The following is a 16,224-nucleotide window of genomic DNA, read 5'->3' on the forward strand; positions in this document are numbered from 1 at the left end:
CCTTAACTTCACAAATTTCTGAAAGAAGCGTACGTTCTGAAACATGACGAAGGCAATCACGGTCTCCGGGCTCCACAAGTCGTTCGGCAGGACCCACGCGCTCGACGGCCTCGACCTGGACGTCGAGACCGGCGAGGTCCACGGCTTCCTCGGCCCCAACGGCGCCGGCAAGTCCACCACCATCCGCGTCCTGCTCGGCCTGCTGCGCGCCGACTCGGGCGCCGCGCAGGTACTCGGCCGCGACCCGTGGACGGACGCGGTCGAGGTGCACCGCCGCATCGCCTACGTCCCCGGCGACGTGACCCTGTGGCGCAACCTCTCCGGCGGCGAGGTCATCGACCTGTACGGCCGGCTGCGCGGAGGCCTGGACCCGGCCCGTCGCGCCCAGCTGGTCGAACGCTTCGAGCTGGACCCGACGAAGAAGGGCCGCACGTACTCCAAGGGCAACCGGCAGAAGGTCGCCCTGGTCGCCGCCTTCGCCTCGGACGTCGACCTGCTGATCCTGGACGAGCCGACCTCGGGCCTCGACCCGCTGATGGAGGAGGTCTTCCAGCGCTGTGTGGCGGAGGAGCGCGAGCGCGGCCGTACGGTGCTGCTGTCCTCGCACATCCTCAGCGAGGTCGAGGAGCTCTGCGACCGGGTCAGCATCATCCGCAAGGGCCGTACGGTCGAGACCGGTTCGCTCGCCGACCTGCGCCATCTGACGCGGACCAGCGTCACGGCCGAACTGGCCGGTCCGCCCAACGGGCTGTCCCATCTGCCCGGCGTCCACGATCTCGACGTACAGGGCCGCCGCGTCCGCCTCCAGGTCGACACGGACAAACTCGACGCCGTGCTGCGGTCGTTGACCGACTCCGGCGTACGGTCACTGACGTCGACGCCGCCGACGCTGGAGGAGCTGTTCCTGCGGCACTACCAGGACGACGTGCGCGAAGGGGTGGCCGCACGATGACGACCACGACCACCGACTTCGCCGTACGGTCCGCAGGCACCCGCCAACTGGCCGGTACGGCAACCCTGTTGCGCTTCGCGCTGCGCCGCGACCGGCTGATGATCCCGGTCTGGGTGGGCGTGAACGCACTGATGATCCTCTCCATGCCGAACACGCTGGAGAACCTGTACGCCACCCCGGCCGAGCGAGCCGACCTGGTGCGGAACACGGCCACCAACGCATCCTTCCGCGCGCTGATCGGCCCGCTCTTCGACGACTCGATCGGCGCCCTGACGGCCTGGCGGGTCGGCGTGTACGCGGGCGCGCTCGCGGCCGTGGTGAGCCTGCTCCTCGTCGTACGGCACACCCGGGACGAGGAGGAGAGCGGCCGCCAGGAGCTGGTGGCGTCCGGGATGGTGGGGCGCAGGGCCTCCCTGACGGCCGCCCTGCTGACGGCGGCCGTCGCGAACGCCGTACTGGCCGTGCTGGTGGCCGCCGGACTCGCGGGCCGGGGCGCCGCCGGGGCGCTGGCCCTCGGGCTCGGTCTCGCCGGGGTCGGCATGGTGTTCGCCACGCTGGCGGCGATCGTCGCCCAGTTCACGGAGAGCGCCCGGCCGGCGCGGGGGCTGACGGCGGGGCTGCTGGGGGCCGCGTTCGTGCTGCGTGCGGCGGGCGACTCGGCGTCGGACGACGGTTCGTCGGTGCTGACGTGGGTGTCGCCGCTGGGCTGGCTGGAGAACCTGCGGCCCTTCGCGCGGGAGCGGTGGTGGGTGCTGCTGCTGTTCGCGGCGGCGGCCGTGGTGCAGGGCGTGGTGGCGTACGAGCTCGCCGGGCGCCGGGATGTCGGCATGAGCTTCCTGCCCGCCCGGCCCGGTCCCGCCGACGGCCGCCTCGGCACGGCGGGCGCGCTGGCCTGGCGGCTGCAGCGCGGCAGCGTGCTCGGCTGGAGCATCGGCTTCTTCCTCGCCGGGGTCGTCTACGGCGGGCTGACCGACGGGGTGGCCGACCTGGTCGGCGACAACGAGAACGCCCGCGAGATCTTCCGGCGGATGGGTGGGCAGTCCGGCATCACGGACGCGTTCCTCGCCTCGATGGTCGGGATGCTGGGCCTGATCGCCGCGCTGTACGTCGTGGCGTCGGTGCTGCGGCTGCACGGCGAGGAGACCTCGATGCGGGCCGAACCGGTCCTGGCCAACGCGGTCGGCCGACTGCGCTGGGCCGCGGGCCACCTGGTGATCGCCTTCGCCGGATCCGCCCTGATCATGCTGCTCGCGGGGCTGGGTTTCGCGGCCGGTTACGGCAAGCAGGTGGGCCCGATCCTGGGCGCCTGCCTGGTGCAGCTTCCGGCGGTGTGGGTCGTCGGCGGGCTGGCGGTCCTGCTGTACGGGGTGCTGCCGCGGGCGGCGATGGCGGCGTGGGGTGTGGCCGGGGCGGTGCTGCTGATCGGGTGGGTGGGGCCCGCCCTCGATGTTCCGCAGGCGGTGCTGGATCTGTCGCCGTTCGGACATCTGCCGAAGCTGCCGGGCGGGGGGATGGAGTGGGGGCCGGTGCTGATGCTGCTGGGGCTGGCGGTGGTGCTGATCGCCGGAGGGCTGGCGGGGTTGCGGCGGCGGGACATGACCACGTGACTGGGTCTAGTCGACGTACTGCTTGAGTTCCTCGGTGTCAAGTTCGATGCCGACGGGATCGGGGAGGGTGACCTTGCCGCCGAGCCTGACCACATGGATGTCGCGGTAACCGTCCTCCAGGTCCGGATCGCTGTGCACGAGGATGGACAGGTTGTCCCGGTCGATCAGCAGATAGACCGGGATGGCCGCCTCGGCGTACGCCCGGGGTTTCTCGATCCGGTCGCGGTTATGGGTGTCCGAGTCGTACGACGTGATTTCAACCGCCATCAGCACGCCGCGGGGATCGGCCCAGTCCCCCTGACCCACGAAGTGATCGACAGGAGCGAGCACCCCGTCAGGCCGGGCCCGGCCTTTGCGGTATGCCTCGACCTTGAGACCCTGCAATGGATTGAGGTCGAGCTCGGGCCGAGCACGCATGCATTGACGGATGAGCCACATAGTGATCGCGCCGTGGTTGCCGTTCGTCACCTTCTTGAGTCCGATCCGTCCGTCGATGAACTCGAACCTGACGGTCTCGTCCTCCCGCTCGGCGAACTCAGCGATCCGCTCGAACATGTCCACCGACAACTGAGACGACGTGCGCTCTGCCATAACCGTCATGGTGCCTCCCTTCGCAGGCAGGCACCAGCTTGACGAGCAGCCCACGACCATCGACCGGGATTCGCTTGGCGATCATCCGAACGAGTGATCACCCCACCTCGACGTTCAGCCCCTCCAACCCCCGGATCACAAAGTTCGGCTTGCGCTCGGGCTCCGTCGCCAGACTCAGCGTCGGTGCCTTCTCCAGCAGCGCCGTCATCGACGCCGCCAGCTCGATCCGGGCCAGCGGAGCCCCGATGCAGTAGTGGATGCCGGCGCTGAAGGAGATGTGCGGATTCTCCTTGCGGGTGAGGTCCAGGCGGTCGGGGTCCGCGAAGACCTCGGGGTCGTGGTTGGCGGAACCGAACAGCATGGCGATCTCCGCGCCCCTCGGGATCACCGTTCCGTCGATCTCGATCTCGTCCAGCACCCAGCGCTCGAAGAGCTGCAGCGGCGTGTCGTAGCGCATCAGCTCCTCGATCGCCGACGGGACCAGGGAGTGGTCCGCGCGCAGGGCCGCCAGCTGGTCGGGGTTGCGGAACAGCGCCCACCAGCCGTTGACCGTGGCGTTCACCGTGGCCTCGTGGCCGGCGTTGAGGAGGAGGACGCACGTCGAGATCATCTCCTGCTCGGTCAGCCGGTCACCCTCGTCGTACGCCGCGATCAGCCCCGAGATCAGGTCCTCGCCCGGCTCCTTGCGGCGCACGGCGATCAGCTCCCGCAGGTACTCGGTGAACTCCACCGACGCCCGCACCGCCTTCGCCGCCGTCTCCTCGGCCGGGTTCAGCTCGTACATCCCGCAGATGTCCGCCGACCAAGGACGCAGCTGCGCCCGGTCGTCCCCCTCCGGAATCCCCAGCATCTCGGCGATCACCGCGACCGGCAGCGGCTCCGCCACATCTGTCAGCAGGTCGCCGCCGCCCTCCGCCACCAGGCCGGAGACCAGCTCGCCCGCCAGCTCCCGCACATACGGCTTCAGCTGCTCCACCGTGCGCGGCGTGAACGCCTTCGACACCAGCCGCCTGATCCTGGTGTGGTCCGGCGGCTCCAGGTCGAGCATTCCGTGGTCGTTGAGGACGTGGAACGGCTCGTGCTCCGGCGGCGGCGCCGTCCGCCCGAACTCCTCGTGGGTGAACCGGTGCTGGTAGGTCCGGCCGAGCCTGCGGTCGCGCAGCAGCGCCGAGACGTCCGCGTGGTGCGGCACCAGCCACTGGTTCGTCGGCTCGAACCAGTGCACCCGGCCCCGGGCCCGCAGATCGGCGTAGGCGGGGTACGGGTCGGCCAGGAACGCCCGGTCCCAGGGGTCGAAAGCGAGGTCGGAAGGAGCTGCCATGCACGGACGTTAGACCGCGCTCCCCGTGTCTGACCAGGGGGCTAGGCCGCGCCGAAGTCGGGAAGCGTGACCGTGCCGTCCTCGGCGAGCGGGAAGCCGGGGTTGTGCGCGACCTCCCAGGCGTGCCCGTCGGGATCGACGAAGGCGCTGGAGTAGAACCCGATCGCGTTGACCGCCGCGGGCTTGGTGACCGTCCCACCGGCCCGCTCCACGGCCGCGAGAAGCGCGTCCACCTCCGCCTCGGACCGGACGTTGTGCGCGAGGACGATCCCGCCGAAGCCGTCCGCCCGCCCGGGTTCCAGGCCGCAGTCCCGCGCCAGCTTGTCCCGGCCCCACAGCACCAGCCCCAGGCCGCCCGCCTGGAAGAAGACGGTCTCCTCGACCTCCTGCCCCCGCCAGCCGAGGGCCTCGTAGAAGGCCTTGGACCGGGCGAGATCGGAGACTCCCAGCGTGATCAGAGTGATGCGCTGTTCCATGCCCTCACGGTAGCCGCGGCGCGTCAGCCCGGCGTGACCAGCCGCGCCTCGTAAGCGAACACCGCCGCCTGAGTCCGGTCCCGCAGTCCCAGCTTCACCAGGATCCGGCTGACGTGCGTCTTGATCGTCGACTCGGCCACCACCAGCCGCTCGGCGATCTCCGAGTTGGACAGGCCCTGCGCGATCAGCACCAGCACCTCCGTCTCCCGCTCGGTCAGTTCCCCGTACGCCGCGTGCGCGGAGGACATCATGCGCGGGGCGTCGGACAGCTTCGAGAACTCCGTGATCAGCCGCTTGGTGACCGAGGGGGCGAGCAGCGCCTCGCCGGACGCCACCACCCGTACGCCGTCGGCGAGCTGGCGCGCGGAGGCGTCCTTCAGCAGGAAGCCCGACGCTCCGGCGCGCAGCGCCTGGTACACGTACTCGTCGAGGTCGAAGGTGGTGAGCACCAGCACCTTCGCCGAGCCGTCGGCCGCGACGATCTCCCGGGTCGCCTCGATGCCGTTCAGCTCCGGCATGCGGATGTCCATCAGCACGACGTCCGGGGAGAGTTCCCGCACCCGCTCCACCGCCTCGCGGCCGTTCACGGCCTCGCCGACGACCTCGATGTCCGGCATCGCGTTCAGCAGGACCGAGAAGCCCTCGCGCACCATCATCTGGTCGTCCGCGATCAGCACGCGGATGGTCATGAGCCGTCCTCTGTCGTCGTGGTGACCGGCAGGAACACCGCCACCTCATAGCCGCCGTCCTCCGTGCGGCCCGCCGTCATCTCACCGTTCAGCATGGAGACACGCTCCCGCATGCCGGTGATGCCGTGCCCGGCGCCCGGTGAGGGCTTCACCAGGGCCGGCGCGGGCGGCGGGCCGTTGACTATGCGCAGCCCCAGGCCGCCGAGGACGTACCCGATCTCGACGCGGGCACTCGCGCCCGGCGCGTGCCGCAGGCTGTTGCTCAGCGCCTCCTGCACGATCCGGTACGCCGACAGCTCCACCCCGGGCGGCAGCTCGCGCACCGCACCGGTCACCGCCTTGTCGACGCTCAGTCCCGCGTCCCGCACGTTCGCCAGCAGCGCGTCCAGGTCGGCGAGGGTGGGCTGCGGGGCGTCCGGGGCCTCGTAGTCCTCGGCGCGGACCACGCCCAGGACGCGGCGCAGTTCGGTGAGGGCCGCCACCGCGTTCTCCCGGATGGTGGCGAAGGCCTTCTCCAGCTCCGGCGGCGGGTTCTCCACCCGGTAGGGGGCGGCCTCCGCCTGGATGGCGACCACGGACATGTGGTGGGCGACCACGTCGTGCAGCTCGCGGGCGATCGTCGTGCGCTCCTCCAGCAGGGTGCGCCGGGAGCGCTCCTGCAAGGTCACGGTCTGCTGGGCGGTGACCTCCTGCCGGGCCTCCCTGCGGGTGTGCCAGACGGCGACGACGAGCAGGATGAGGGCAGAGAAGACCAGCATGGGGGCGGTGTCGTCGCCGTAGTAGTAGCTGGGGCCGAAGATCACGTCCGCCACGAAGCCGTACGCAGCGGTGACGGCCCACATGTACGCGGCCGTGCGCGGCCTGGTGCGTATGGCCACGACCGTCAGCACGGTCAGATGGCAGGCGAAGCTCGCGGGTTGCCAGGGATAGCCGTCCAGGGAACTGCCGAAGACCTGGCTGACCGGGGCGGCCGCCATGGACAGCCAGAACGCTCCGACCGGCCGCATCATGGTCAGCAGGATCGGTATCACGACGAGCGGGCCGAGCAGCACGGCCTCGCGTTCGTTGTCGACGGTGGCCAGGAGCAGCGTGAACAGGGCGGCCGCGGTGATCATGGCGTGCGGGGTCCAGGCCGCGTAGTCCCGCAGGCGGCCCGGCAGCCGCCGGGTCAGCGGGCCGCCGACACTCATCCGCGCCAGCGGACGGTAGGCGAAGGCATCGCGGAACAGGTCCTGCCGCAGCCCGCGCAGGGCGTCCGCGGCCAGCCGGATCTCCGGGCTGCGCGGCTTGGCCCCGTCCCCCGGTGGCGGTGTCTGCATGTGGGTCGTCTCGGTCACGTACAGAACGGTAGGGGGAGGGCCGGGTCGCGGTCGTCACCAAGGAGAGGGGTCCTTGCGGGTCCCTCTCAAGTACTACGGTCCAAAACCACGGCCCGGCCGGTCCGCCAGGGCTCGGACCGGCTCCCGCAGTGACCGCTCACTCGCCGACGACGTACGCCCCCGCAACAGCAGCCGCATGCGCAGCCCGCGCGGCCCGCTCCGCGGCGGCGGCGTCGGGAATCACCCCGGTAGTGAGCAACTGGTAGTAAAGGGGAGCCGACACCGCCCGTACGACCGCCTCCGCGTCCGTCCCGACCGGCAACTCCCCTCTTGCGACACCCTGTTCCACGCACGGCACCCACTCCGCCACCCGCGCCTCGTAGAACCGGCGGAGCGCCTGCGCCGTCCGTTCGTCGCAGGTGGCCGCGGCGATGACGGCGCGGAACAGCGCGCCCTGCCGGGGATCCGCCAACGTCCGCTGGACGAGCGCCGCGTTGGCCCGCAGGTCCCCCAGCACGGACCCGGTCTCCTCACGCGGCAGCGACTGCTCGGCCATGTCGCCGAGCAGGTCGGCCACCAGCCCCGCCACCGACCCCCACCTGCGGTACACGGTCGTCTTGCCGACCTCCGCGCGCCGGGCGACGTCCGCGAGGTCGAGGCCGTCGAAACCCTGCTCCGCCAGCACGTCCCCGGCCGCCCGCAGCACGGCCGCGCGGACACGCGCGGTACGCCCTCCAGGACGTACGGTGCCGGGTTCGGCGGACATATCGGCCTCCATGGTGCACGGACGGTGCGCATACGCGCGGCAAAGCCAGCGTAACGAGACAGCAGAACCGTTTATCCCCTCACCCAGCGTGACATCCGCGTGTCCGCGCACGTCACCCGCCTGGTACCGTCCCCGCCAACGGCCGAATTCCCACCTGGTCCGCCACCCCCGCTTCCGTCCAAATCCGTTACGTCGCTGAGAGGTTGGAGCATGCCGGACGACGCCGCCGCAGCCCGGGCCGCCGCAGAGGAGGAGTCGGCGTTCTCGCATCCGCCCGTCGACCCCGACGCCATCGCCTCGTACGGTGACCATCCCGACCAGGTGATCGACTTCTATGCCCCGCGCGGTGAGGCCGGTCCGGGTGGCCCGGCCCCGCTGGTCGTCCTGCTGCACGGCGGGGCGTGGCGGGCGCCGTACGACCGGCGGCATGTCACGCCGTTCGCGGACTTCCTGGCGCGGCGGGGGTTCGCCGTGGCCAATGTGGAGTACCGGCGGGGGGCGGCGGACGACGCGGGCGCCGGCCTGGGTGCGGCCGGTTCGGGCGAGGGCGGCCCGGTCGCCGGGCGCTGGCCGGAGACCTTCGACGACGTGGCCGCCGCGGTGGACGCCCTTCCCGCGCTCCTGCGCGAGGCGCTCCCGCAGGCCGACCCGCGCCGGACCGTCCTCACCGGCCACTCCGCCGGCGGCCACCTGGCCCTCTGGGCGGCCGCCCGCCACGTCCTCCCCGCGGACTCCCCCTGGCGCACCGACCGCCCGGCGCCCCTGCGGGGGGTGGTCGCCCTGGCCCCGATCGCCGACTTCACGGTCGCCGACAAGCTGGACGTCTGCGGCGGCGCTGTGCGGCAACTCCTGGGCGGCGCCGTGGAGTTCGCCGAGCGCCGGCCCCACGCCGACCCCGCGCTGCTGCTCCCGACCGGCATCGCGACGACCCTCGTCCAGGGCCGCACCGACGATGTCGTTCCGCACGCGGTCGCCGAGTCGTACGCGGACGCGGCGGCGAAGGCCGGGGAGGTCGTCGGGCTCACGCTGCTGGAGGACGTCGGGCACTTTCCGCTGATCGACCCGGCGGCGGATGCGTGTGCGGTGGTGGTGGAGGAGATCGCGCAGTTGGCGTGGTGAGGCCCCGTCATACCCCTAATACCTGAGAGCTACGTCGCAGGTGAGCTCCCTGGCGTGACGCGGACGACGCGGACGGATCCGTAATTTCCCATCCAGGCAAGCCCGATGGCCGGGCGGACCGGGAGGGGACACGACCATGGGGCGTACGACGGGGGCGGGCTCGGCGGGCAAGGCGAGCGCGACCGGCGAGGTCGGCGAGGTCGGCGAGGCGCACGCTCTGCATACGGCGCAGGGAGCGGGCGGGCCGAAGAAGAACCGCCCCGCCCGTAGAACCCCCCGCACCCACCGATGGCGACGAGCCCTCCTCGCCGCCCTGATCACCGGTGCCGTGGTCGTGCCGCTGTCCGGCGCCGCGCGCCCCGAGATCCCCGCTCCGGCCCCGGCCGCCCTCTCGGCGGTGACGGCGGCGACGTTGGACGAGGCGTACGCGGCCAACCGCGTCAACGCGGGTGAGGCGTCCCGTATGGCCGCGGCCCACGGCAACCGGGAGCGGGCCGCAGCGGACCGGGCGATGGCCGCCCCGAACCGGCACTTCCTCGCCTTCGACGGCCGTGGCCCGGGCCTCGCGACGGAGGTCTTCGGCGACCTGGCCCACGCCGACCGCATCGCGGTCCTGGTCCCCGGCTCCGACACGTCCATCGACACCTACGACCGTTTCCGCGACGCCGCCCGCTCTCTGCACGAGCGGCTCACCCGCGAGGCGCCGCAGGGCACGGGCACCGCGGTCGTGGCCTGGCTCGGTTACGAGACCCCGGGCACCGTCAGCACCGCGGTCACGACGACGGGCCGGGCGGAGGAGGCGGCCCCGAAACTCCGGGAGTTCATACGGCAGCTGCGTGCCCTCACGGACGACGAGCCGAACGGGCCGGCCGACGGAAAGCCGCGCATCTCCCTCCTGTGCCACTCCTACGGCTCGGTGGTCTGCGGCCGCGCGGCCTCCCACCTGGACGTGGACGACCTGGTGCTGGTCGGAGGCCCCGGCACCGGCGCGGACACCGCCGCGGCCCTGCACACCCCGGCCCGCGTCTGGGCGGCCCGCGGCGGTGACGACTGGGTGGCGGAGGTCCCGCACATCAAGGTCGACCTGCTCGGCACGACCGTCGGCTTCGGCACCGACCCCGTGTCCCCGTCCTTCGGTGCCCGGGTCTTCGCGGGCGGCGACGGCGGCCACAGCGACTACTTCAGGCCGGGCTCGACATCCCTGACGAACCTGACCCGCATCGTCCTGGGCGATACATCGGAGGTGACCCATGACTGAGCCGACGCGTGCGTCCAGGCCTGAGCCGACACATGAGTCGAGGTGGCAGGGCATACGCCGCGGCGCCGCCCGCGTCGATGCCGCCACGCCCGCCGATCGGGACCGGGCGGTCGACGCCCTGCGGGCCTTCGCCATCCTCGGCGTCGTCCTGGGCCACTGGCTGGTCACGGCGTTGGTGGCGGACGGCGGCGGAGCGGACCTGCGCACCGCGAGCCCGCTCCACCACATGCCCTGGCTCGCCCCCATCTCCTGGGTGTTCCAGACCCTCGCCGTGTTCTTCCTGGTCGGCGGTCATGTGGCGACCCGTGGCTACGCCTCGGCCCGAGCACGCGGGACGACGTACGGGCAGTGGCTGACCTCCCGTCTGTCCCGCCTGTTCAAACCGGTGGCAGCCGTCCTCACCCTGTGGACGGTGGCCTCCGTGCTGCTGCTCCTCTCGGGCACGAGCACGGACACCATCCACACGCTGCTCAAACTGGCCCTGTCCCCCCTGTGGTTCCTCCTGGTCTTCGCCGCGCTGACGGCGGCGACGCCCCTCCTCCGGCGGCTCAACCCCCTCTGGCCGCTGGCCGTCGTGCTCCATGTGGACCTCCTCCGCTTCGGCCTGGGCGCCCCCGCCTGGCTCGGCTGGGTGAACGTGGCGGCCGGCTGGCTCGTGCCGTACACCCTGGGCGCCGCCTGGACCCGGGGCGAGCTGGAGCGCCGCCGCGCAGGCTGGATTCTGCTGGCGGGCGGGACGGCGGTGACGGCCCCGCTGGTCGCCTGGGCGGGCTACCCGGCCGCCATGGTCGGCGTCCCCGGCGCCGGGATCTCCAACCTCAACCCGCCGACGCTGGCCGCCGTCACCTTCGGCCTGGCCCAGTGCGGCCTGGCGCTGCTCCTTCGCGAGCCACTGCGCCGCGCGATGCGCCGCCCCGTGGCCTGGGCCGCGGTGGCCCTGCTCAACCTCTCCGCCATGACGGTCTTCCTGTGGCACCAGACGGCCTTGATGGCAACGACGGCCATGGGCCTGCCGGTCGGCCACCTCCCGGGCCTGCACACCCTCCCCGACAACCTCCTCTGGGTGGCGGCCCGCCTGGCCTGGCTCCCCGTGTTCACCGCGGCCCTGGCACTGTGCTGGACGACGTTCCGCATCTACGAACAGGGTCCGCGGCGCCCGACCGGCCGCCCGTCCCGCGTGGTCCGGTCACGGCCGGCCGCGCGCAGCACCGAAGCGGAGGCGCACCACCATGCCTAGGGTTGGCTCTGTGACGGAGACGGGGATCCAGCACGCGTTCACGAGGCGAGTCCGGCGCTGGCTGCGGGTGCTGCGCGAGGACCTGTGGACCGCCCGGTCGGATCCGTTGCCGCCCTCCACGTGGCTGCGCTGGCTGCCGCACGGAGTGCTGTGCATCGTCGCGTTCGGGGTCACCTTGGGCGGCGTGGCGCAACTGACGGACAACGGCGGGGTGGGCGGCCAGGTCGCCTTCCTGATCGGGCTCGCGCAGGGCGGTGCGGTCGTCCTCGCGCTGGGGCGGCCCGTGCCCGGGTGGTGGCTGTCGATGGCAGGCATGGTGGTGGGTGCCGTCGAGGTGCACCGTCACCTGCTGGCCGGTAGCGCGCACGACTTCCCCTGGCCCTGGTCGCCGGCCGGGATCATCGGGCAGATGGCTGTGCTGCTCCTGCTCGCCCTACGGGTGCGCACCCGCGTCTCCCTCGAAGCACTGGCCCTGACCGCGCTCGTCACCTATGTCATCCAGGGACTCTGGGGGGCGGGCGGCTACCAGCCCACCGGGGTGCTCGCGATCATCCTGTTCTCGGTCGTCGTGCTCCTCGGCATCGCTCTGCGCGGCCGTCGCGAGGCGCGCGCGGAGCTCAGGCAGCAGGCCACGCTGACGGCCGAGGAGCGGGCCCGGCGCACCCTGTTGGAGGAGCGCAGCCGTATCGCACGCGAGCTGCATGACGTGGTCGCCCACCACATGTCGGTGATCTCCATCCAGGCGCAGGTCGCCCCGCACCTCGTGGAGAACCCATCGGAGGAGCTGAAGGAGAACCTCGCCGGCATCCGGCAGAACGCCCTGGACGCGCTCACCGAGCTGCGCCGCGTGCTGGGCGTCCTCCGCTCCGAGAACAACGGCACTCCCGCCGACCCCTACGGCCTCGGCGAACCCGGCAGCGGAGCCGCCCCGGACGCCCCGCAGCCCATGCTGGACCGGCTCGACGCCCTCATCGAGAACACCCGTGCCGCCGGGCTGGACGTCGTCACCGACATCAGGGGCGAGGCTCTCTCGTACCCGACGGGCGTGGAGCTGTCCGCGTACCGGATCATCCAGGAGGCGCTCAGCAACGCCCTGCGGCACGCGCCGGGTTCGGAGGTGCGCGTCGAGGTCTCGCACGACTTCCACGGCCTGCATCTGGGGGTCGTCAACTCCCGTCCACAGCGGCCCGTTCCGCGTTCCCCGGGTGCGGGGCACGGACTGCTCGGCATGCGTGAACGTGCGGCTATGCTCGGCGGCCATCTCACCGCGGCCCCGACGCAGCACGGCGGTTTCGCGGTCTCGGCCTTCCTCCCGCGGGGCGACACCCCGCCGACTCCACCCCTGACAGGAGAACCGACCCCATGACGAGCGGCCCCATCCGGGTACTCATCGCCGACGACCAGCAGATGGTCCGGCAGGGATTCAGCGTGCTGCTCAACACCAAGCCCGACATCGATGTGATCGGCCAGGCGGTCGACGGCCTGGACGCGGTCGCGAAGGTCGCCGAACTCGCCCCCGACGTCGTCCTGATGGACATCCGCATGCCCGAACTCGGCGGCATCGAGGCCACCCGCCGCATCACCACCGCGACACCGCACATCAAGGTGCTGGTGCTGACCACCTTCGATCTCGACGAGTACGTGTACGAGGCACTGCGCGCGGGAGCCTCGGGCTTTCTCCTCAAGGACGCCTCCGCCGACCAACTGGCCGAGGCGGTACGGGTCGTGGCGGGCGGCGACGCGCTGCTCGCGCCCGGCATCACCCGGCGGCTGATCGCCGAGTTCTCCCGCCTGGACAACCGGCCCCGCGCCCCGCTGAAGGACCGCGTCGGCGACCTGACCGAGCGCGAGACGGAGGTCCTCGCCCTGATCGCGCAGGGCCTGTCGAACGCGGAGATCGCCGAGCGCCTCGTCGTCGCCGAGCAGACTGTGAAGACCCACGTGGGCCGGATCCTGGTGAAGCTGGGCCTGCGGGACCGGACCCAGGCGGCGGTGTTCGCGTACGAGTCGGGGCTGGTGCGGCCGTCCGGGTACTGAGCCGCCGGGTGCTGAGCCGGGGGTACCGAGCCGGGGGGCACTGAGCCGGAGGGCACTGAGCCGGAGGGCACTGAGCCGGGGGGCACTGAGCCGGGGGGCACTGAGCCGGGCGGTGCCCATGGACGCATGGAAACCGCCCGGCACCGCCCGGCCCCACCAGGGCCCTAGCTCAGGAGCTCCCCCAGCACCCGCGCCGCCCGCTCCACATCCGCGAACCCGACATACAGCGGCGTGAAGCCGAACCGCAGCACATCGGGATGCCGGAAGTCGCCCACGACCCCCCGCTCGATGAGCCGCTTCATGACCTCCCCGGCATCGTCACAGCGCAGCGCCACCTGACTTCCCCGCTCGTCATGGGCGACCGGGGTCAGGCACTCCACGCGCCCCTCCCCCACATACGCCCCGACGCACTCCAGGAAGAAGTCCGTCAACGCGAGGGACTTGGCCCGCACCGCCTCGATCGACACGCCCTCCCAGACCTCCAGCGCCGCCTCCAGGGCGAGCATGGAGAGGATGTCCGGCGTGCCGACGCGACCGCGCAGCGCGCCCGCCGCCGGTTCGAAGGAAGCCCGCATGCCGAAGGGGTCGGCATGCGAGTTCCAGCCGGGCAGCGGGGAGTCGAAGCGGTCCTGCAGCTCTCGGCGTACGTAGAGGTACGCCGGTGAACCCGGGCCGCCGTTGAGGTACTTGTAGGTGCAGCCGACGGCCAGGTCGACGCCGTGCACGTCCAGCCCCACCGGCAGCGCGCCCGCGCTGTGGCAGAGGTCCCAGACGGCCACCGCGCCCGCCGCGTGCACGGCGGCGGTGAGGGACGGCAGGTCGTGCAGCCGGCCGGTGCGGTAGTCGACGTGGTTGAGCAGCACCGCGGCGGTACGGCCGGACAGCGCCGCCGGCACCTCCGCGGGCGCCACGGGCCGCAGCGTACGGCCCGTCATCCGGGCCGCCGACTCGGCGATGTACCCGTCCGTGGGGAAGGTCGAGGCGTCGACCAGGATCTCGTCCCGGCCGGAACCGGAACCCGTGGCCTCCGCCATCCGCACCGCCGCCACAAGTGCCTTGAAGACATTGACACTTGTCGAGTCGCCGACCACGATCTGGCCCTCGGCCGCGCCCACCAGCGGAGCGATCCGGTCGCCGATCCGCTCCGGCGCGGTCCACCAGCCGCTCTCGTCCCAGGACCGGATGCGCAGCTCGCCCCACTGCCGCCGCACGACGTCCTCGACCCGCCCCGGCACGTTCGCCGGCAGGGCGCCGAGCGAGTTGCCGTCGAGGTAGACGACCTCGTCGAGCACGAACCGCTCACGCAGCTTGCCGAGTTCGTCGGCAGCGTCCAGCTCACTTGCCCTGCTGATCAGTTCAGACATGAGAGCGCGCCGTCCACAGCTCGGGGAACACGGACTTCTGCGCCCGCTTCTCCAGCCAGGCCACCCCGGCCGAACCACCCGTACCGGCCTTCGCACCCATGGCACGGCGCGTGGCGACCAAGTGGTCGTTGCGCCAGCGCCACACCAGTTCCGCGACATCGGTCAGCGCCTCACCGAGGCGGGCGAGTTCGGCGTTCTGGTCGCCGGAGTAGATCGCGGTCCAGGCGGCCTCGACCGCCTCCGAGGAATCGTACCGCTGCGAGACGTCACGCTTCAGGACGGCCTCGGGGATCGCGCAGCCGCGCCGGGCGAGGAACCGCAGCACCTCGTCGTACAGGCTCGGCTCGTGCAGCGCCTTCTCCAGCTCCGCGTGCACGCGCGGGGCGCCGCGGTGCGGGACCAGCATGGACGCGGACTTCTCGGCGAGCAGGAACTCCATCCGCCGGTACATCGCCGACTGGAAGCCGGAACCCTCGCCGAGAGCGCTGCGGTACGCGTTGAACTGGGCCGGCGTGAGCTGGCCGAGCGGCTTCCAGGAGGCGTTGAGGGCCTCCAGCTCCCGCACGGAACGCTTCAGGGCGTCGATCGCCACGCCCACGCGGTCCTCGCGCAGGGCGTGCGCCGCCGTCTCCCACTCATGGACGATGACCGTGAACCACAGCTCCATCACCTGGGTCGTGACCAGGAAGACCATCTCTCCGGGGTCGTCGGAGAGGGTGTGCTGGAGGTGGGTGAGCACGTCCGCCTTGACGTAGTCCTCGTAGGGCGTCGTGCCGGCGAAGTCGAGATTCGGGGTCTCGGGCTCCTGAGTCACCGCGGACGTCTCCTCGGACGCCCCCACGGCCTTGTGAGCCTGCTGGGACATTGCTGTCTCCTGTGTAACTCCGGGTAGCGGTCCGCCCTGCCGTTATCGGCAAAGGGGCCCCGGTCCCCACCCGGCATATTCCGGGATACCCCCCGGGCCTCGCAAGGCCCGCCCTGGTCACACTGAGCACATCGACCGGGCGGGCCACGAGGACGACGATCCGGCTAGCCCAGCGTCTGGGCCGCCGTCGGCGAGGAGTCCTTCAGGAACTGGGTGCAGCGCTCGTACTCCTCCTGCTCGCCGATCGAACCCGCGGCGCGGGCCAGGGCGTGCAGGGCACGCAGGAAGCCACGGTTCGGCTCGTGCTCCCAGGGGACGGGGCCGTGGCCCTTCCAGCCGTTGCGGCGCAGGGCGTCCAGGCCGCGGTGGTAGCCCGTACGGGCATAGGCGTACGACTCCACGACGCTGCCCCGCTCGAACGCGTCGTCGGCCAGCTGGGCCCAGGCCAGCGAGGACGTCGGGTAGCGCGCGGCGACATCGGCCGGGGCGGTCCCGCCGGCGAGCAGCTCGCGCGGCTCGGGGTCGTCGGGGAGGTGTGTCGGGGGCGGGCCCCCGAGAAGGTTTTCGTGAATGGCCATGCCTTCAGTCTGGCCCATGGGCCACCGGCCCTCTTGATCGCGCCA

16 protein-coding genes are annotated in these 16,224 nt (G+C 72.0%); 7 read left to right on the plus strand and 9 right to left on the minus strand.

Annotated elements, in window-relative coordinates:
• Window positions 1–43 precede the first annotated feature (43 nt).
• Window positions 44–952 carry an ABC transporter ATP-binding protein gene (locus ACZ7L6_RS14980; protein ID WP_471923792.1) on the plus strand — a complete coding sequence of 303 codons (909 nt, stop codon included), beginning with the start codon at window positions 44–46 and terminating at the stop codon, window positions 950–952.
• Window positions 949–2,559, plus strand: a complete 1,611-nt coding sequence (locus tag ACZ7L6_RS14985; RefSeq protein WP_471923794.1) for an ABC transporter permease — start codon at window positions 949–951, stop codon at window positions 2,557–2,559. The genes ACZ7L6_RS14980 and ACZ7L6_RS14985 overlap by 4 nt, the downstream gene beginning before the upstream one ends.
• A gap of 6 nt (window positions 2,560–2,565) precedes the next feature.
• On the opposite strand, the gene ACZ7L6_RS14990 is transcribed toward ACZ7L6_RS14985, so the two are convergent.
• The 6 genes from ACZ7L6_RS14990 to ACZ7L6_RS15015 all read right to left on the minus strand — a co-directional run bounded on the left by ACZ7L6_RS14990 (window position 2,566) and on the right by ACZ7L6_RS15015 (window position 7,721).
• The gene (locus ACZ7L6_RS14990; protein WP_471923796.1) at window positions 2,566–3,159 is read right to left on the minus strand and encodes a Uma2 family endonuclease; all 594 of its coding nucleotides are present in this window, start codon (window positions 3,157–3,159) and stop codon (window positions 2,566–2,568) included.
• Between the two features lie 88 nt (window positions 3,160–3,247).
• A complete protein-coding gene (locus ACZ7L6_RS14995) occupies window positions 3,248–4,471 on the minus strand; it encodes a cytochrome P450 (RefSeq protein ID WP_471923798.1) in 1,224 nt (407 codons plus the stop codon).
• A gap of 41 nt (window positions 4,472–4,512) precedes the next feature.
• Window positions 4,513–4,947 carry a VOC family protein gene (locus tag ACZ7L6_RS15000; RefSeq protein ID WP_471923800.1) on the minus strand — a complete coding sequence of 145 codons (435 nt, stop codon included), beginning with the start codon at window positions 4,945–4,947 and terminating at the stop codon, window positions 4,513–4,515.
• Window positions 4,948–4,970: 23 nt separating this feature from the next.
• The gene (locus ACZ7L6_RS15005) at window positions 4,971–5,636 is read right to left on the minus strand and encodes a response regulator (RefSeq protein WP_398813365.1); all 666 of its coding nucleotides are present in this window, start codon (window positions 5,634–5,636) and stop codon (window positions 4,971–4,973) included.
• A complete protein-coding gene (locus tag ACZ7L6_RS15010; protein ID WP_471923802.1) occupies window positions 5,633–6,973 on the minus strand; it encodes a sensor histidine kinase in 1,341 nt (446 codons plus the stop codon). The genes ACZ7L6_RS15005 and ACZ7L6_RS15010 overlap by 4 nt, the downstream gene beginning before the upstream one ends.
• A 139-nt stretch (window positions 6,974–7,112) precedes the next feature.
• Entirely contained in the window at window positions 7,113–7,721 is a 609-nt protein-coding gene (locus ACZ7L6_RS15015; protein ID WP_471923804.1) for a TetR/AcrR family transcriptional regulator, read from the minus strand.
• Window positions 7,722–7,931: 210 nt separating this feature from the next.
• Between ACZ7L6_RS15015 and ACZ7L6_RS15020 the strand changes: the two genes are divergently transcribed.
• From ACZ7L6_RS15020 to ACZ7L6_RS15040, 5 genes are all read left to right on the plus strand, one after another.
• Window positions 7,932–8,840: an alpha/beta hydrolase family protein gene (locus ACZ7L6_RS15020; RefSeq protein ID WP_471923806.1), complete on the plus strand. Its 909-nt coding sequence runs from the start codon at window positions 7,932–7,934 to the stop codon at window positions 8,838–8,840.
• 136 nt (window positions 8,841–8,976) lie between these two features.
• Window positions 8,977–10,098, plus strand: a complete 1,122-nt coding sequence (locus ACZ7L6_RS15025; protein ID WP_471923808.1) for an alpha/beta hydrolase — start codon at window positions 8,977–8,979, stop codon at window positions 10,096–10,098.
• A complete protein-coding gene (locus ACZ7L6_RS15030; RefSeq protein WP_471923810.1) occupies window positions 10,091–11,335 on the plus strand; it encodes an acyltransferase family protein in 1,245 nt (414 codons plus the stop codon). The genes ACZ7L6_RS15025 and ACZ7L6_RS15030 overlap by 8 nt, the downstream gene beginning before the upstream one ends.
• The gene (locus ACZ7L6_RS15035; protein ID WP_471923812.1) at window positions 11,328–12,701 is read left to right on the plus strand and encodes a sensor histidine kinase; all 1,374 of its coding nucleotides are present in this window, start codon (window positions 11,328–11,330) and stop codon (window positions 12,699–12,701) included. Before ACZ7L6_RS15030 ends, ACZ7L6_RS15035 begins: the two co-directional genes overlap by 8 nt.
• On the plus strand, window positions 12,698–13,372 hold the full coding sequence (locus ACZ7L6_RS15040) for a response regulator (RefSeq protein ID WP_471923814.1): 675 nt from the start codon (window positions 12,698–12,700) through the stop codon (window positions 13,370–13,372). The genes ACZ7L6_RS15035 and ACZ7L6_RS15040 overlap by 4 nt, the downstream gene beginning before the upstream one ends.
• Window positions 13,373–13,536: 164 nt before the next feature.
• On the opposite strand, the gene kynU is transcribed toward ACZ7L6_RS15040, so the two are convergent.
• From kynU to ACZ7L6_RS15055, 3 genes are all read right to left on the minus strand, one after another.
• The gene (gene kynU / locus ACZ7L6_RS15045) at window positions 13,537–14,736 is read right to left on the minus strand and encodes a kynureninase (RefSeq protein WP_471923816.1); all 1,200 of its coding nucleotides are present in this window, start codon (window positions 14,734–14,736) and stop codon (window positions 13,537–13,539) included.
• On the minus strand, window positions 14,729–15,601 hold the full coding sequence (locus ACZ7L6_RS15050) for a tryptophan 2,3-dioxygenase family protein (protein ID WP_471923818.1): 873 nt from the start codon (window positions 15,599–15,601) through the stop codon (window positions 14,729–14,731). Before ACZ7L6_RS15050 ends, kynU begins: the two co-directional genes overlap by 8 nt.
• Window positions 15,602–15,765: 164 nt before the next feature.
• A complete protein-coding gene (locus ACZ7L6_RS15055; protein ID WP_471923820.1) occupies window positions 15,766–16,179 on the minus strand; it encodes a DUF3151 domain-containing protein in 414 nt (137 codons plus the stop codon).
• Window positions 16,180–16,224 lie beyond the last annotated feature (45 nt).

This window comes from Streptomyces sp. NPDC107522, from assembly GCF_055657525.1.

What these genes read in the sequence shown, in the direction of transcription:
- ACZ7L6_RS15035 (WP_471923812.1), top strand. Translation starts at nt 11,328, where the DNA reads ATGCCTAGGGTTGGCTCTGTGACGGAGACGGGGATCCAGCACGCGTTC.
- ACZ7L6_RS14990 (WP_471923796.1), bottom strand. Translation starts at nt 3,159, where the DNA reads ATGACGGTTATGGCAGAGCGCACGTCGTCTCAGTTGTCGGTGGACATG.
- ACZ7L6_RS15030 (WP_471923810.1), top strand. Translation starts at nt 10,091, where the DNA reads ATGACTGAGCCGACGCGTGCGTCCAGGCCTGAGCCGACACATGAGTCG.
- ACZ7L6_RS15025 (WP_471923808.1), top strand. Translation starts at nt 8,977, where the DNA reads ATGGGGCGTACGACGGGGGCGGGCTCGGCGGGCAAGGCGAGCGCGACC.
- ACZ7L6_RS14980 (WP_471923792.1), top strand. Translation starts at nt 44, where the DNA reads ATGACGAAGGCAATCACGGTCTCCGGGCTCCACAAGTCGTTCGGCAGG.
- ACZ7L6_RS15055 (WP_471923820.1), bottom strand. Translation starts at nt 16,179, where the DNA reads ATGGCCATTCACGAAAACCTTCTCGGGGGCCCGCCCCCGACACACCTC.
- ACZ7L6_RS15000 (WP_471923800.1), bottom strand. Translation starts at nt 4,947, where the DNA reads ATGGAACAGCGCATCACTCTGATCACGCTGGGAGTCTCCGATCTCGCC.
- kynU (WP_471923816.1), bottom strand. Translation starts at nt 14,736, where the DNA reads ATGTCTGAACTGATCAGCAGGGCAAGTGAGCTGGACGCTGCCGACGAA.
- ACZ7L6_RS15020 (WP_471923806.1), top strand. Translation starts at nt 7,932, where the DNA reads ATGCCGGACGACGCCGCCGCAGCCCGGGCCGCCGCAGAGGAGGAGTCG.
- ACZ7L6_RS15005 (WP_398813365.1), bottom strand. Translation starts at nt 5,636, where the DNA reads ATGACCATCCGCGTGCTGATCGCGGACGACCAGATGATGGTGCGCGAG.
- ACZ7L6_RS14995 (WP_471923798.1), bottom strand. Translation starts at nt 4,471, where the DNA reads ATGGCAGCTCCTTCCGACCTCGCTTTCGACCCCTGGGACCGGGCGTTC.
- ACZ7L6_RS15015 (WP_471923804.1), bottom strand. Translation starts at nt 7,721, where the DNA reads ATGTCCGCCGAACCCGGCACCGTACGTCCTGGAGGGCGTACCGCGCGT.
- ACZ7L6_RS15040 (WP_471923814.1), top strand. Translation starts at nt 12,698, where the DNA reads ATGACGAGCGGCCCCATCCGGGTACTCATCGCCGACGACCAGCAGATG.
- ACZ7L6_RS15050 (WP_471923818.1), bottom strand. Translation starts at nt 15,601, where the DNA reads ATGTCCCAGCAGGCTCACAAGGCCGTGGGGGCGTCCGAGGAGACGTCC.
- ACZ7L6_RS14985 (WP_471923794.1), top strand. Translation starts at nt 949, where the DNA reads ATGACGACCACGACCACCGACTTCGCCGTACGGTCCGCAGGCACCCGC.